The 16,334-nt window shown below is 43.0% G+C and carries 14 protein-coding genes; 13 read left to right on the top strand and 1 reads right to left on the bottom strand.

The window, feature by feature from the left end:
- The first annotated feature begins 14 nt into the window (after positions 1-14).
- The 12 genes from EO132_RS18685 to EO132_RS18630 all read left to right on the top strand — a co-directional run bounded on the left by EO132_RS18685 (position 15) and on the right by EO132_RS18630 (position 14,355).
- On the top strand, positions 15-470 hold the full coding sequence (locus tag EO132_RS18685; RefSeq protein ID WP_127139321.1) for a Fur family transcriptional regulator: 456 nt from the start codon (positions 15-17) through the stop codon (positions 468-470).
- A 12-nt stretch (positions 471-482) separates the two neighbouring features.
- Positions 483-1,751: an adenylosuccinate synthase gene (locus EO132_RS18680; protein ID WP_127139320.1), complete on the top strand. Its 1,269-nt coding sequence runs from the start codon at positions 483-485 to the stop codon at positions 1,749-1,751.
- Positions 1,752-1,848: 97 nt separating this feature from the next.
- On the top strand, positions 1,849-3,963 hold the full coding sequence (locus tag EO132_RS18675) for a glycoside hydrolase family 97 protein (RefSeq protein ID WP_127139319.1): 2,115 nt from the start codon (positions 1,849-1,851) through the stop codon (positions 3,961-3,963).
- A gap of 82 nt (positions 3,964-4,045) precedes the next feature.
- Positions 4,046-4,525, top strand: coding sequence for a Dps family protein (locus tag EO132_RS18670; protein WP_127139318.1), 480 nt, complete (start codon positions 4,046-4,048; stop codon positions 4,523-4,525).
- Positions 4,526-4,530: 5 nt separating this feature from the next.
- Positions 4,531-4,971: a DinB family protein gene (locus EO132_RS18665; protein WP_127139317.1), complete on the top strand. Its 441-nt coding sequence runs from the start codon at positions 4,531-4,533 to the stop codon at positions 4,969-4,971.
- A 92-nt stretch (positions 4,972-5,063) separates the two neighbouring features.
- Positions 5,064-6,767, top strand: coding sequence for an OstA-like protein (locus EO132_RS18660; protein WP_127139316.1), 1,704 nt, complete (start codon positions 5,064-5,066; stop codon positions 6,765-6,767).
- Positions 6,767-7,963: an aspartate aminotransferase family protein gene (locus tag EO132_RS18655; protein ID WP_127139315.1), complete on the top strand. Its 1,197-nt coding sequence runs from the start codon at positions 6,767-6,769 to the stop codon at positions 7,961-7,963. The genes EO132_RS18660 and EO132_RS18655 overlap by 1 nt, the downstream gene beginning before the upstream one ends.
- Positions 7,964-8,049: 86 nt before the next feature.
- On the top strand, positions 8,050-9,450 hold the full coding sequence (locus EO132_RS18650; protein ID WP_127139314.1) for a tetratricopeptide repeat protein: 1,401 nt from the start codon (positions 8,050-8,052) through the stop codon (positions 9,448-9,450).
- A gap of 20 nt (positions 9,451-9,470) precedes the next feature.
- Entirely contained in the window at positions 9,471-10,388 is a 918-nt protein-coding gene (locus EO132_RS18645; RefSeq protein ID WP_127139313.1) for a polyprenyl-phosphate transporter, read from the top strand.
- 19 nt (positions 10,389-10,407) lie between these two features.
- A complete protein-coding gene (locus EO132_RS18640; protein ID WP_127139312.1) occupies positions 10,408-11,445 on the top strand; it encodes a DUF368 domain-containing protein in 1,038 nt (345 codons plus the stop codon).
- On the top strand, positions 11,399-12,151 hold the full coding sequence (locus EO132_RS18635) for a shikimate dehydrogenase family protein (RefSeq protein ID WP_235856512.1): 753 nt from the start codon (positions 11,399-11,401) through the stop codon (positions 12,149-12,151). The genes EO132_RS18640 and EO132_RS18635 overlap by 47 nt, the downstream gene beginning before the upstream one ends.
- A 143-nt stretch (positions 12,152-12,294) precedes the next feature.
- Positions 12,295-14,355: a DUF349 domain-containing protein gene (locus EO132_RS18630; RefSeq protein ID WP_127139311.1), complete on the top strand. Its 2,061-nt coding sequence runs from the start codon at positions 12,295-12,297 to the stop codon at positions 14,353-14,355.
- 65 nt (positions 14,356-14,420) lie between these two features.
- On the opposite strand, the gene EO132_RS18625 is transcribed toward EO132_RS18630, so the two are convergent.
- On the bottom strand, positions 14,421-14,846 hold the full coding sequence (locus EO132_RS18625) for a CBS domain-containing protein (RefSeq protein ID WP_127139310.1): 426 nt from the start codon (positions 14,844-14,846) through the stop codon (positions 14,421-14,423).
- Between the two features lie 229 nt (positions 14,847-15,075).
- Here EO132_RS18625 and EO132_RS18620 point away from each other — a divergent pair, with 229 nt between their 5' ends.
- Complete coding sequence (locus EO132_RS18620) at positions 15,076-16,323, top strand: DUF7477 domain-containing protein (RefSeq protein WP_127139309.1); 1,248 nt, start codon at positions 15,076-15,078, stop codon at positions 16,321-16,323.
- Positions 16,324-16,334: the final 11 nt, after the last annotated feature.

The following is a 16,334-nucleotide window of genomic DNA, read 5'->3' as shown; positions in this document are numbered from 1 at the left end:
GAGTATAACGAGCTATGGGAAACAATAAAAATCAGGAAATTGTAAAAAACGTGTTCACCTCGTTCTTAGAGGAGAAAGGACACCGCAAAACCCCTGAACGCTACGCCATTTTACAGGAGATTTATGATAGTGACGATCATTTTGATGTGGAATCCCTCTACATTAAGATGAAGACCAAAAACTATCGGGTAAGCCGGGCCACGCTCTACAATACCATTGAACTATTGTTGGAGAGCAAGTTGGTACGCAAGCATCAGTTTGGCAAAAACCAGGCCCAGTACGAAAAATCATATTTTGACCGCCAGCATGACCATGTGATCTTAACGGACACTGGCGAAGTAGTGGAATTTTGTGACCCGCGCATCCAATCCATCAAAAAAACAATTGAAGAGGTTTTTGACATCAAGATCAACAATCACTCATTATATTTCTACGGAACTCGAAACAAAGAAGAAAACCTAACCGAATAACCCGAACATTACATGGTAGATTTATTGCTTGGACTCCAATGGGGAGACGAAGGAAAAGGAAAAATTGTTGATGTACTGACCAAGGAATACGATATTATCGCCAGATTTCAAGGAGGTCCAAATGCTGGACACACCCTGGAGTTTGATGGTATAAAACACGTTTTACACACCATCCCATCCGGCATATTTCATGAAAACGCCATTAATGTTGTGGGCAATGGGGTTGTGATAGACCCTGTCATATTCAAGAAAGAATTGGACAACTTGGAAAAGTTCAATATTGATATTGAATCCAAGCTCTTTATTTCCAGAAAAGCTCACCTTATTCTACCGACGCACCGTTTGTTGGATGCCGCATCTGAAGCTTCTAAAGGAAAGGCCAAAATCGGCTCTACCCTAAAAGGTATCGGGCCAACTTATATGGACAAAACCGGCCGCAATGGTATGCGTGTTGGGGATTTGGAGTTTGATGATTGGAAAACCAAATACCGTGCCTTGGCCGATAAGCATGAGGCCATGATCGATTTTTACGACGTGGATATCCAGTACAATTTGGATGAATTGGAAGCGGAGTTCTGCGAAGGTGTGGAAACACTTAAAAAATTGATCTTTATAGATAGCGAGGAATATATTTTCAAGGCACAGGCAGAAGGAAAGAGAATCTTGGCCGAGGGTGCACAAGGTTCCCTATTGGATATTGACTTTGGAACCTATCCCTTTGTAACATCCTCCAACACCACTGCCGCTGGGGCTTGCACGGGGTTGGGTGTTGCTCCGAACAACATAAAACGTGTATTGGGAATCTTTAAGGCATATACCACACGTGTGGGAAGCGGCCCCTTCCCTACCGAACTTTTTGATGAGGACGGTGCCAAAATGGCCAAAATAGGCAACGAGTTCGGAGCCACTACAGGAAGACCGCGACGTTGCGGTTGGTTGGATCTGATAGCCCTTAAATATGCGGTCCAAATTAATGGTGTTACAGAACTTATGATGATGAAGGCCGATGTTTTGAGCGGTTTTGATACCATCAAAGTCTGTACGGCCTACAAGTACAAAGGCGAAGAAATTCAGCATTTACCCTACAATATCGAGGAAGAATACGTAACTCCTGTGTACACCGAGATGAAAGGATGGTCCCAAGATCTTACAAAACTGTCCAAGGCAGAGGATATACCTGAAACCCTGAACGACTATATCGCGTTCTTGGAGGAGCGGTTGAACGTACCCATTAAGATAGTATCCGTAGGTCCCGATAGACTGCAAACTATTCACAGATAAGTCTCGGTTTTTTGTTCATTTTTCAGTAAATTATAGGTCCAATCGCAATCACGGACAATTAGTTTACCACATATATAATTGATTAAATATCAATACGATGAACAAAACACTTACCCTGCTGTTTGTAATAGGCACGCTTATTTCCTGTACCAAAGAACCTGCAAAATTATCCGTTGCATCGCCTAACGGCACCAATTCCATTGATTTTCAGCTTTCGGATGATGGTACGCCGTATTATTTGGTAAATCACAACAACAAAATTGTGATTGACTCCTCCTCCATGAGCTTTGATTTCAAAGATCAGGAAGCCTTGGATGGAAACCTGAGCATTGTTAATTCAACCACAACTACGGTCGATGAAACCTGGGAAATGCCTTGGGGTGAGCAAAAAGAGGTCGTGAACCATTACAATGAACTCAAAGTGGAGCTCGAAGAGACCCAAGCTCCCAACCGCAAATTCAATATCTATTTTAGGGCTTATGACGATGGCGTTGGCTTTCGTTATGAGTTTTTGCCACAGCAAGGGGTAGACAGCATCATTATCATGGATGAGAACACCGAGTTCCAGTTGACCGAGGATTACACTACATTTTGGATTCCTGGCGATTGGGATATCTATGAACACTTGTACAACACCACCAAAGTTTCCGAAATCGATGCTACATCCAAAAGAAATAACGAGGACCTTGCCCAGACCTACATTCCTGAAAATGCAGTGAACACTCCCGTGACCATGCGCGGAGAGGATGGATTGCACCTCAGTTTTCATGAGGCCAATCTTACTGACTATGCCGGAATGACTTTAAAGGTCGACAATGAAACCTTGCTCTTGACCAGTGAATTGGTGGGTTCCGATATAAAGGGGTACAAAGTAAAAAGGAAACTGCCCTTTAAAACACCGTGGCGTAGCATTCAAATTGCCGACCAGGCTACAGATCTAATCGAATCAAAATTAATCGTGAATCTTAACGAGCCCAATAAATTGGGTGATGTAGACTGGTTCGAACCCAAAAAATATGTAGGCATCTGGTGGGAAATGCATATAGGCAAGTCCACATGGGACTATGCGGGGTCCCAAGATATGAATACGTTCACCAACGACTTAAAGCCTACGGGCAAACATGGTGCCACAACTGAAAATACCAAACGTTATATCGACTTTGCCGCAAAAAACAACATTACAGGTGTTTTGGTAGAGGGTTGGAATACGGGATGGGAACATTGGATAGGTTTTGAAGACCGCGAGGGCGTATTCGATTTTGTGACCCCCTACCCCGATTACGATCTGGAGGAATTGAACCGATACGCCAAGGAAAAAGGTGTGGAAATCATTATGCACCACGAAACCTCAGCGGCACCGCGAACCTATGAACAACAATTGGATACTGCCTACCAACTGATGAACCAATTGGGTATCCATTCGGTCAAAACCGGTTATGTGGGGGAAATCATCCCAAAAGGCGAGTACCACCATGGTCAATGGATGGTAAACCATTATAGAAAAGTATTGGAGACCGGGGCCAAGTACAAGGTGGCCATAAATGCGCACGAACCCATTAAAGCAACAGGAATCCGACGAACCTATCCCAACGCCATTGCCCGCGAAGGGCTTCGTGGACAAGAATTCAATGCCTGGTCGGCCGATGGTGGAAACCCTGCCGAGCACCTGCCCATTGTGGCCTTTACCAGAATGTTGGCCGGACCCATAGATTTTACCCCCGGTGTTTTTGACATAGGTTTGCCAACCAAGGATAACAACCATATCAGTACCACCCTGGCGCAGCAACTGGCCCTATACGTGGTTATTTATAGTCCGGTACAAATGGCTTGCGACCTGCCCGAGAATTATGAAGGCCAGCCTGCATTCCAGTTTATAAGGGATGTAGGTGTGGATTGGGACGAAACCAATGTATTGAACGGAGAGGTTGGCGATTACGTCACCATAGCCCGAAAAGAAAGGGAAACCGGCAATTGGTTTGTTGGCGGCATAACCGATGAAAACGCACGGGAGGTCACTATTGATTTTCATTTTCTGGATGGTGGTGTCACTTATGAGGCCATTATTTACAAAGATGCTGCCGATGCCCATTACCAAACCAACCCTACGGGTATCAGCATTGAGGAGATCAAAATCAGCAAAGGATCTTCGCTTACTGTCCCCATGGTGGAGGGTGGTGGATTCGCCATCAGTTTGATAAAGAAAAATGATTGATTTATTCCTGGTCTATGTGACTTATATCACTGTAAAACTGATATCCTGAAGCTATCTTTGGGTAAAATCAAAATAAGCTGATATGACAAATAAACTGAATCAAATAGGACTGGATAAACAGGCTTCGAGCGACTTGGCCGATAAACTCAATGAATTATTGGCCAACTATCAATTATTTTACATGAATGCCCGTGGTTTCCACTGGAACATCAAAGGCGAAAAGTTTTTTGAACTGCATGTGAAATTTGAGGAACTTTACAATGATTCATTGGTCAAAATTGATGAAATCGCTGAACGGATTTTGACACTGGGCTTCACTCCGCTCCATACCTACGGGGATTACTCAGCGCTATCAAAAATCAAGGCCGCTAAAAATGTTTCGAGTGGCAATATGGCCATCCAAGAAATCTTAAATGGCTACGAAGTATTGTTACCTTTGGAAAGGGAACTTCTGGACATGTCAGGAGAGTCAGACGACGAGGGCACCAATGCCTTGATGAGCGATTATATCCGTGAGCAGGAAAAACTCATTTGGATGTATTCGGCATACCTAAACCAATAATTTATATGACCAAGGATATTCTTGAAGATCTGATTGCACAGAACAGAAAAACCTGTGATTTTACCTTCAACGAGATCACCCAGGAAAACAGTGCCCTGAAATTAAATGATGATACCGCATCCGTTGGGTTTATATATCGTCATATTGGGGAAATCATGCACCTGCTTGCCCAATTCTTCGGCATTCCCACCGAGGTGAAAAATACCACCATGGGCGAAAAAGACACTGGCAAAGTGTATGACCTAAAAGAAAGCCGAAAATTGGTGGACGATGGGTACAAAGTACTGGATGGTCTCGTTGAAAGTCTATCCGAAAAAGAATGGATGGAAACCTTGGACACCCCATTTTTTGGTCCCATATCCAGAACCAAGCTATTGGGACATATCCTTTATCACAACACCTACCATTGTGGGCAAATTACCCTTACCCTAAAACGCGGGAAGTAAAAACAAAGGCAATCACTTGGATTAGAAATCCCAAAGCTTTCTAAAGGCTGTATGCCACGTCCGTTAAAAACCCTACTTTTGGGCAAAATTTAGTGAATTTGAAAAGCATTTCATTTTTCATTGTATTCCTTATCACTTTTAGTATAGTTGCCCAGGAACAGCAGCCAGAAGGTGGCCGGCAAATCAATATTGTCTACGGCGGTACGTTCACCAAAGATGAAACTCAGTTTCCTGGCGCATCCATTTTCACCAAGGACGATGAGCAACAAGTACAGTTTGAACACCAAGGAGCCGACCTGTGGTGCGATATTGCTCTTTTTTATGCCGAGGAGAACCGTTTAAAAGCCATTGGAAACATACGTTTGCAACAGGGGGACTCCATTGAGATGAACAGTGGTAAAATGGATTATGATGGCAATACCAGATTGGCCAAAGCCTGGGAAAAAGTGGACCTGAGCAATGGTCAAATGCGATTGACCACCGACACCCTATATTTTGATAGGGAAAAGCAACAGGCTTACTACAATTCAGGCGGTAAGGTGGTAGACTCCGCCAATGTACTTACCAGTAAAGTGGGCACTTACTTTATGACGCCAAAAAAGTATCAGTTCCAACGAAACGTACACATAGACAACCTGGATTATATCATTGATTCGGAACAATTGGACTACTACACCACCTCCAAAAATGCTTACATGTACGGTCCTTCCACCATTACGGGCGAGGAATACAAAATATATTGCGAGCGAGGTTTTTACGATACCACTATCGAGCAAGGCTACGGCATAAAGAATACCCGAATCGATTACGACAACAAAATCATTGAGGGGGACAGTCTCTATTTTGATAAGGCCACAGAGTTTGCTTCGGCCACCAACAACATTCAAATCACGGACACCATCAACAATGGTGTGATCAGAGCGCACTATGCCGAAGTCCACAAGGCCAAAGATTCCGTTTTTGCCACCAAAAGGGCGGTCTCCATCAGCCTGGTGCAAAAAGACTCACTTTACATGCATGGGGACACCTTGATGGTCACCGGTAAAGAAGATGAACGCATCGTCAGGGCTTTTAGAAATGCCAAATTCTACAAAACGGACTTGAGTGGCAAATGCGATTCTATCCATTTCGAAGAAAAAACAGGTATTACCCAATTGATCACCGACCCCATTTTATGGAATGTGGACAACCAGATCACCGGAGACAGTATTCATTTGATTTCCGATATGGAAACCGACAAGCTGGATTCCTTGAAGGTAATCGAGAATGCCTTCATTATTTCATTGGATACGATAAGCGGCACTGGATACAATCAAGCCAAAGGAAAGAACCTTTTTGGCAAGTTCATTGAAAATGAATTGAAAATCATTGATTTGGTCCAAAACACGGAGGTCATCTACTATGTCTACAACGATGATGAAGAGCTGATTGGAATAGATAAGACCATCTGTAGTAAGATTCGCCTGCTAATGGCCGATAATGATATTGAGGACATTACCTTTTTTGTTGATCCTGATGGGGATATTTTCCCAGAAACAGACCTGCCCGTAGAAAGTCGAAAATTGAAGGGCTTTGTTTGGCGTGGGGATGAACGGATCATGTCCAAAGAAGAAATATTTGACGAAGACGACAACAACATTGAACTGGTCAAAATTCGGGGAATAGAAAATCCCATTGATATTGATGCAGAGGAAAACGAGCGGCAGAGCAACCAGAACGACCCCATAAACGCACCCAATACCAAGGCGGTAAAACCCAAAAAGCCTGTTCTTAAAAAGAAAGCGCAAAGCCCATAATGTCCAAAAACGATTTTTTCACATACCAAGCCCAAACTTCCCCGCATCCATTGGCCTTGGAAGTTTCTCGTGCCAAAGGGAGCTACATCTACGACCAAGACGGCAACGCCTATCTGGATTTTGTGGCTGGCGTATCAGCTTGCAGCTTAGGGCATTGCCATCCCAAAGTAGTGGATGCCATTAAAACACAGGTGGACGAATACATGCACGTCATGGTTTACGGCGAATATGTGCAACAACCAGCTGTGGAATTCTCTAAACTTTTGGCCTCCCTCCTTCCTGATAACCTGGACACCACCTATCTGGTCAATTCAGGGACGGAAGCCATGGAAGGCGCCATCAAATTGGCTCGTAGGCACACAGGTCGTTCACAAGTGATTGCGGCAAAAAATGCCTATCACGGGAATACCATGGGCAGCCTGAGCCTAATGGGGATGGAAGAACGCAAAAGTGCATTCCGTCCATTGATTCCGGATATCAGGTCGATTCAATTCAATGTTGAGGAAGAAATCGAAAAGATTACCGAGAAAACTGCTGCCGTGGTCTTGGAAACCATTCAAGGTGGCGCTGGGTTTATCGTTCCTAAAAACGGTTACCTTGAAAAAGTACGAAAGCGCTGCGACCAAGTTGGCGCTTTATTGATCCTGGACGAAATACAGCCAGGTTTTGGACGCACAGGCAAACTGTTCGCTTTTGAACATTTTAATTGTCCGCCCGACATCTTAGTTATTGGCAAAGGCATGGCATCGGGCCTTCCCGTTGGAGCTTTCGTGGCATCGCATGAACTTATGGCCGATTTAAAGGATAATCCCAAATTTGGCCACATCACCACCTTTGGTGGAAATCCAGTAATTGCAGCGGCAAGTTTGGCAACCCTAAAAGAAATTACCGAAACAGACTTGATTCCACAAACCTTGGAAAAGGAAAAACTGTTCCGAAAATTATTGCAACATTCATTGATAAAAGAAATAAGGGGCAAAGGATTAATGCTCGCACCAATTATGGAGAGCAAGAAAGTAGCCGATTATTTGGTGCTTGAAGCCGCTAGAAAGGGACTCATACTTTTCTGGCTATTATTTGAACCAAAAGCAGTGCGGATATCGCCTCCACTGACCATTTCCATGAAAGAAATCGAGGAAGGTTGCGACCAAATCCTCAGTATTTTGGACAGCTACAAATCCGATACTGTTAACTAATTTGTTGATAACATACCCCTAAAATGGACTTGAAGAGCACCTCAAAGGGTTAATTTTAAGTCCATAGTTCAACCAAAAACGTTCCTATGGCGTTAGAATCCAACGAATATCCTGACAAATCCATAAACAAATTTGAGTCCATGCTCAAGACGGATGACGTCTATTTCTTTGATGCGGAGGACTTTGAGGAAATCATTCACCACTACCTGAACAACGGTAAAATATCCCTGGGCAAAAAAGCCATTCAAATTGGTTTGGAACAACATCCAAATTCCATGGAGCTTAAACTGTTACAGGTGGAAGTATTGGCGTTTGAAGACAAATTTGAAGCTGCGGAAACGCTTCTGGATGAAATTCAGACCATAAACGCAGCCAATGAGGAAGTATTCATCCAACGGGCCAATATCCGATCTAAGCAGGACAAACACCAGGAAGCTGTGAACCTATTGCTAGAGGCGTTGGACATTACAGACCACTCCTTCGACATTCATTCCCTCCTCGGAATGGAGTACCTTTTTATGGATGATTACGAGCAGGCCAAACTCAGTTTTATGCGTTGCGTCGAGATTGATGACAGGGACTATTCATCGCTCTACAATGTGGTATACTGCTTTGAATTTTTAGAGGATTTTGACGGAAGCATTTATTACCTGAACGATTATTTGGACCGAAACCCCTATTGCGAGGTGGCATGGCACCAATTGGGGAAAATGTACCTGGCCAAAAAACTGTATTTGGAAGCTTTGACCGCTTTTGATTTTGCCGTGATTTCGGATGATTCCTTTATCGGAGCCTATTTTGAAAAAGGCAAGGTGCTGGAGAAATTGGGACGCTACAACGAGGCCATCGAAAATTACGAGTCCACCATATCCATCGAAGACCCTACATCCTATGCTTTTTTAAGACTTGGAAAGTGTCATGAAAAACTGGGCAACTTTGATTTGGCAAAATATTACTACTACCATACGGTTCATGAAGACCCCTTGTTGGATAAAGGATGGTTGGCCATTACAGATTTCCATTTTGGACAGAAAAACTATGAAAAAGCCCTATATTATATCAACAAGGCCATAAATATTGATGGAGAGAACCCTAAATATTGGAAAAAGGCTGCCAAGATTTATTTTGCGCTCAACAACTATGATGAAGCGGACTTTGCCTACAAGCAGGCCGTGGATTTGGGCAATTATGAATTGGTTACTTGGAAAAACTGGGCAGAAGTGCTCAACAAGATCGGCGATTACAACTCGGCCATCCAAGTATTGATCCAAGGATTGGAATTTTACCCGGATAATTCGGAACTCACTTATAAATTGGCGGGGCTCCATTTAAAAAATAACGACTTGGATGAAGCAAAAAGCATCTTATCCAAGGCTATGAAATTGGATATTGGTAAATTGCAGCAGTTTGAAAAAGAATTCCCTGAATTCATTGAAGTAGATTGGGTGAAAGCGCTGGTTTCAAAAATCAGGAAAACAGCAAAGTAGCCAGCACATTATCCAAAATCATGCAAGCACGCCGTATACTGGACTACGTATTCATTACCCTAAAGGGCATGGCCATGGGGGCCGCCGATGTAGTACCGGGAGTATCAGGGGGAACCATTGCCTTTATCTCGGGCATTTATGAAGAGCTCATTACCTCCATCAACAACATAGACCTCTCCCTTATCAAAATTTTAAGGAAAGAGGGCATAAAAGCCGCTTGGAACAAAGTTAACGGCAACTTTTTAGCTGCGCTGTTCCTTGGTATCTTTATAAGCGTGCTTTCTCTGGCCAAGTTTTTAAGTTGGTTATTGGAAAACGAACCAATTTTACTTTGGTCCTTTTTCTTTGGTCTGGTGGTGGCCTCCATATTCATGGTGGGAAAGGAAATTACCAAATGGACCATGGGAACCATTGTTGTGCTCATTTTAGGGGCTGCCTTGGCATTTTTCATTACCGAACTGCCCGCCAACGATAATGTGGACAGTTTGCCCTACCTATTTCTTTCAGGGGCTTTGGCGATTTGCGCCATGATTCTACCCGGGATATCCGGAGCATTCATCTTGGTGTTATTGGGTTCGTACAAAACCATTCTGGACGCTGTTCACGAGCGGGACATCAAGATTATTCTAACAGTAGGAGTTGGTGCCATTTTCGGGCTTTTGAGCTTCGCTCGCCTGCTCAAATGGATGTTCAATCACTACAAAAACATCACGTTGGCGCTTTTGACCGGATTCATTCTCGGGTCTTTGAATAAAATTTGGCCATGGAAAAAAGTGCTGGAGACCAAAACCTTTGGCGAAAAAACCGTTGTCGTCGATGATATGAACGTGCTTCCCGGTGCTTTTCAGGGCGATAGCAAATTAATGCTGGCCATTGTATTAGCCATCCTAGGTTTTTCACTTATTTTTATCCTGGAAAGACTAGCTTCCAAAAAATAAGTAAAACCTGTTTAGGCGCATGCATCAACCTAGAACATTTCTGGACAATTTCTTCTTGGTCATCAAGGGGCTTTGTATGGGTGCCGCCAATAAGGTTCCAGGGGTTTCCGGTGGCATAGTCGCTTTTGTGGCTGGGTTTTATGAAGAGTTCATCTATTCCCTGCAAAAACTGAACTCCAAAGCCCTGAAACTTTTGTTCAACGGGAGGTTCAAAAGCTTTTTCCGATACACCAACGCTCGTTTTTTGGGACTGCTCGTTTTTGGGATGCTTGTCAGTTATTTCAGTGTTTCCCGAATTCTGGATTATTTCTTGGAACATAATGAGCTACTGGTCTGGGCCACCTTCTTTGGGATGGTCATCGGTTCCATCTATCACATTGGCAAAGATTTTTCACCTTGGAACAAAAAAACCATTCCGGCCGGGCTCATTGGTTTGATCATCGGGGTCTCCATTAGCTTTTTGAGTCCCGCAAAAGAAAATGACAACCTACTGTTCATCTTTTTCTGTGGAATCGTCAGTGTATCCGGTATGACCCTTCCGGGGCTCTCTGGATCCTTTATTTTGATCTTGATGGGCAATTACGTCCTACTCCTGGTAGACTCCGTAAATGCCCTTTACGATACTTTTTCCGAGATTTTCTCTGGGGACTTCAGCTTCTGGAAGAATGAGGAACGAATCCAAATCCTAAAAATATTGGGGGTCTTTACCTTGGGTTCCATTACGGGATTGGTTACATTTTCTCATTTACTGAGCTATTTGTTAAAGCATTTTAAAGCCATAACCTCAGCTGTGCTATTAGGTTTTATAACCGGGTCGCTGGGTGTACTTTGGCCTTGGAAGAAGACTATTTTTAAAATAGACCCAACAGGAAATACATTATTGGACTCCAACGGGAACAAAGTTATAGTGAACTACACCAGATATCTACCCGATATGGCAGAGGCGGAAAGCTGGTGGGCCATCCTTTTTATTTTAATTGGGATTTTGGTATTATTGATTTTGGATTGGTATGGCAACAACAGACAGAAAAATGAACAGGTTCGGGCTTCTCGGTAGAAACATCTCCTACTCCTTTTCGCAAGGGTATTTCACTGAAAAATTCAAGGGTTTGGGATTGAAAGACCACAGCTACGAGAATTTTGACATTCAAAACATGGATGGGTTCAAGAACGTGCTCGCCCAGGACAATCTCAAGGGGCTCAACGTTACCATTCCCTACAAGCAGGATATCATCCCCTTTTTGGATGAATTGGATGAAAAAGCGGCGAAAATTGGAGCCGTCAACACGATTCAATTTTCAGAGAAAGGTTTAAAAGGCTTCAATACGGATGCCTATGGCTTTCAAAAATCGCTGGAACCTTTTTTAAAACCACATCACAAAAATGCATTGATTTTGGGAACGGGTGGTGCTTCCAAAGCGGTTCGTTTTGTACTGGACGAACTTGGCATTGCCAATACCTATGTTTCCCGCAGTAAAAAAGAGGGGCAATATACTTACAATGAGCTAGATCAAAGTATTCTAGAAAAAAATACCTTGATCATCAACTGTACTCCTTTGGGGACCTATCCCAATATCGAGGACAAACCTGCGCTACCCTATCAATATATTGGTCCCGACCACTTATTGTACGATTTGATCTACAATCCGGAAAAAACCAGTTTTCTGGCTATGGGAGAGGCCAATGGCGCCACTATTTGCAATGGATTGAAAATGCTGGAACAGCAGGCCGAAAAAGCTTGGGAAATCTGGAATAACCTGTAATAGAAGACAATCGGTATAGGGTTTACACCGATCCACACAACTATATTCCCGACCAAAAAGAAGAAACAATACTTTTGCTATTAGACAATTAAGTTGTTAAATTGGCTATAATTTTCATCAATCAATAGGTAAATAAGCTACGAATGCAGGAAAATGATCGTAAACTTCAGCAAGCTGAAGGTGGTATAGAGGAAACATCGGAAAACACCAAAGGACATTTGGAAGAAAGCACTCAGGCCGAACCTAAGGGTTCCGAAAGTGCCACACCTGAAAATGAAGAGGAAAAACAAGCTGAAAAAGATGCGGTTTCCGAAACCAAGAGCGATGAAATAAATCCTGAAAAGAAAGAGGACTCCAACGAACACATAGACGAAATCGACGAATCCAATGCGGAGGACGCAGAGGATTCAGACAACGAAAAGCGTCATACCATCCCCATGTTGGACTATCACTCTATGTCCATGGAAAACTTGGTTGGGGAATTGCAAAAATTGGTCAAAAACGAAAAAGTACAGGCCATCAACAAGCATGTGAGCTCCATTAAATATGAGTTCGATCAAAAGTTCCATGATTTTCTGGATGAAAAGAAAGAGGAGTTCATCTCCAAGGGTGGCAACGAGATAGATTTCAGATACAATTCCGTATCCAAAAGACAATTTAATGAAGTCTACTCCGATTACCGGGAAAAAAGAGACCAGTACTACAAAAAATTAGACCAGTCCTTAAAGGACAATCTTCAAAAAAGATTGGATATCATTGAGGAGTTGAAAGGTCTTATCGATATCGAGGAAGACATCAACACCACCTACAACAATTTCAAGGATCTCCAGAATCGATGGAGGAATGCCGGACCAATCCCGCGTGCCAATTACAATGATGTTTGGCGCACCTACCATCACCACATGGAAATCTTTTACGATTTTCTCCACCTTAACCGTGAATTGCGCGATCTTGACTTTAAGCACAATCTCGAAGAAAAACAAAAATTGGTGGAACGTGCCGAAGCTTTGGTCGATGAGCCGGATTTGAACAAGGCCTTCAGGGAGCTGCAGACCCTTCACAAAATCTGGAAAGAGGATATAGGCCCCGTGGCCAAGGAACACCGCGAGGAGATTTGGGAAAAATTCAGCAATGCCACCAAGGCCATGCACCAACGTAGGCAAGAACATTTCCAAGAACTGGAAAAGTCCTACGAAAAGAATCTGGAGAAAAAGCAGGAGATCATTGCCAACATTGCTAAAATAGCCGAAAATGTTGCGGACAACCACAGAGGGATCCAACAACAGATCAAAGAAGTTGAAGCGCTCAGGGAATCGTTCTTTAAAGCGGGAAGAGTTCCCCAAAAGGTAAACGAGGAAACCTGGAGCCATTTCAAGGAAACCGTCCGCAAATTCAATAGAACCAAGAACGCTTTCTATAAAAACCAGAAAAAAGAGCAACAGCAAAATCTGGAAAAGAAAAAAGAGCTCTTGGAACTGGCTGTTTCCTTAAAGGATAGTGACGATTGGGCCGAGGTAACCCCTCAAATGAAACGCATACAACGGGACTGGAAAAAGATTGGCCATGTACCCCGAAAGTATTCCGATAAGATTTGGAAAGAGTTCAAAGATGCCTGCAACCATTACTTTGACCGTCTGCATGCTGAAAAGAATGAGGCCCACCAAGAAGAGTTCGAAAACTTCAAGAAGAAAAGTGCCTGTCTAGACCGCTTGAAAGAGTTTCAGCTCAGCGGTAACAAGAAAAAGGATATCGAAGACATCAAAGCCTTTTTGGCCGAATGGAAACAATATGGCCGTATTCCCTATAACAAGAAGCATATCAACAGCAAGTTCAACAAAATTGTGGACGCGCTCTTCAAAAAGTTAGGAGTTGGCAAACAACAATCGGAACTGCTCAAATACGGCAACAAAGTTCAGGAATTGGCCAAAACCGAGGATAATTACGCCATCGGCAACGAACGCCTTTTTGTCAAACGCAAAATCGACGAGGTAAAATCCGAAATCCGTCAATTGGAGAACAATCTTCAATTCTTCTCAGGTGATACCGAGGGCAATCCATTGGTAAAAGAAGTTGTCAACAACTTGAACAAGCAAAAAGAGGCCCTTAAAACTTGGAAAGAGAAGATGAAGAAACTCAACATTCTCGAGCACAAGCTCAACAAGGAATCCGAGGAAGAGGAAAACGAGAGCAACGAAGAGGAATAAAGATCAATTCATCATATAAAATCAAAGGGCCGCCAATTAGGGCGGCCCTTTGCATTCTTTCCAGTTCAAGGCTCAATGCATTCCAGTAAATAGTTGATTAAGTCCGTAGTGGTAACAATCCCCACAAGTTTGCCATTATCCACTACAGGCAATGCATGAAACTCTCTTTTTGAAAGAAAACGTGCCACATCCCCAATAGAAGTCTTGGATGTTACACTTACAACGTCATTGACCATAACTTGAGGTATGGTAAACATATTGTAAACAATGGTGTCCACATATTCCTCATGTTCGTCCACGGCATCAGCAAAGCTGATTCGCAATAGATCCGTGTAGCTCAACATCCCTACAATGGATGAGCCTTCCACCACGGGAATATGTCTTATATGATGCTTTTTAAAAAGCCGTTCGGCGGTTACCAAATCATCCTTAGTTGTAAGCGTGACCAACTTTTTGGTCATTATTTTAGAAACGGGCACACCATTTTTCATCACTCAAGTAGTTTAACAATTCCTTCAATGAAATTACCCTTATCCCGCCTGGAAAAGTATGATAATTGTCAGCTCACAGTACTTCACATCAAGAATTAGAAGGGTCGATTTATGATTAAAAGCAAGTATTCACAACTTTTTTTGACCATACACCGCATTTTTTTGGTTTTTTCTTCATTTTGGTGGCATTTTTATCTTTAGAATCAAAACACCATACCAACCAACCACTATGAAAAACCTTTTAGTTTCCCTAATGATTTTGTGCGCTGCCATTTCCGGATATTCGCAAAACTATTACGAGACCAGTTGGGTCAGCGGAGATGTGAAGTATACCGCCCTTGTTATTTTCTATGAGGAAAACGAAGCCCTGGTACGCGTAAAGTATTATGCCAATGGTGCGGATAAACTGGCCACTTACGCTTGCTCTTACAAAAACTTCATAAAAGCGGATGGTACCACAGACCAGTATTTGGATGGTCGCGAAGCACACATGGTGCGTGGACCATCAAACTCCACTTATAGTGCGGACAACTTTTATGTAAAAGAAAATGGGGCATCTTACGAAGCATATACAGCTGACGATAATGCTTTTGAAGGCGGAGACTTTACAGAATCCATGAAACCAATGCTCTATTGGGTAAAATTAAACCCCAAAGCACTGACCAAGGGATATCTGGATGACTATTTTGAAGAAGAGGAATCACTTTTCCAATTGCTGATCTATTTGAACAAAGGAGAAATATCCTATCCCACGGAAGACAATGCAGTGACCGTACTTGCCAATGGTGTGGATGGGGAATCGGTTTGGGTCGCCGTAATGGACAACACGAGCAAAGCCCCCTACTCGGAACAAAAAATCAAAAAATCGAATCAATTCCCTGACGAATGGATCAAACAGCAATGGGACGAAGGCCTCAACATATCCGCTTTTGATTATGATGAAAATAAAGAACAGTTCGTTGTACTGATGAGCAAATGGAAAGCTTTACAGCCACAATCCTGGAAAAAATCGGATACCTTTCCCAAGGATTGGGTCATTGGAAAATGGAATGAAGATTACCAAATCACTTCGGTAATGTATGGGGCTGGAAACTGGTATTTGGCCATGAACAAAAATACCGGGTTTACCGACCAAAAATGGAAGACCAGTTACGATATTCCAAGGGATTGGATTATTGACAATTGGAACGAGAATTACGCCATAACTTCTGCTACCTATGGAAACGGTGTCTGGGCCCTCGCCATGAGCAAAGGTTCCAAACTAGGGGCACAATCATGGAAAACAGAAACTGCGTATCCCTTCAATTGGATCAAAGAAAGGGCGGACAAAGGATATTCGATAACCACCATAACTTACGGCGACGGTATGTGGCTTGTGGTCATGTCAAAAAACACCACCAATACCACGAACAGGTCCAGTTCCCAATATCAGGACATCCCAATAAATTGGATTTTGCTAAACACCTTGGACTTCTAGTTTTCCAACTA

Origin of the sequence: Flagellimonas oceanensis, from assembly GCF_003992595.1 — a bacterium.
Taxonomy (GTDB): Bacteria; Bacteroidota; Bacteroidia; order Flavobacteriales; family Flavobacteriaceae; genus Flagellimonas; species Flagellimonas oceanensis.
Note: the sequence above shows the minus strand (reverse complement) of the source record. Positions and strands in the feature narration are given on the sequence as shown.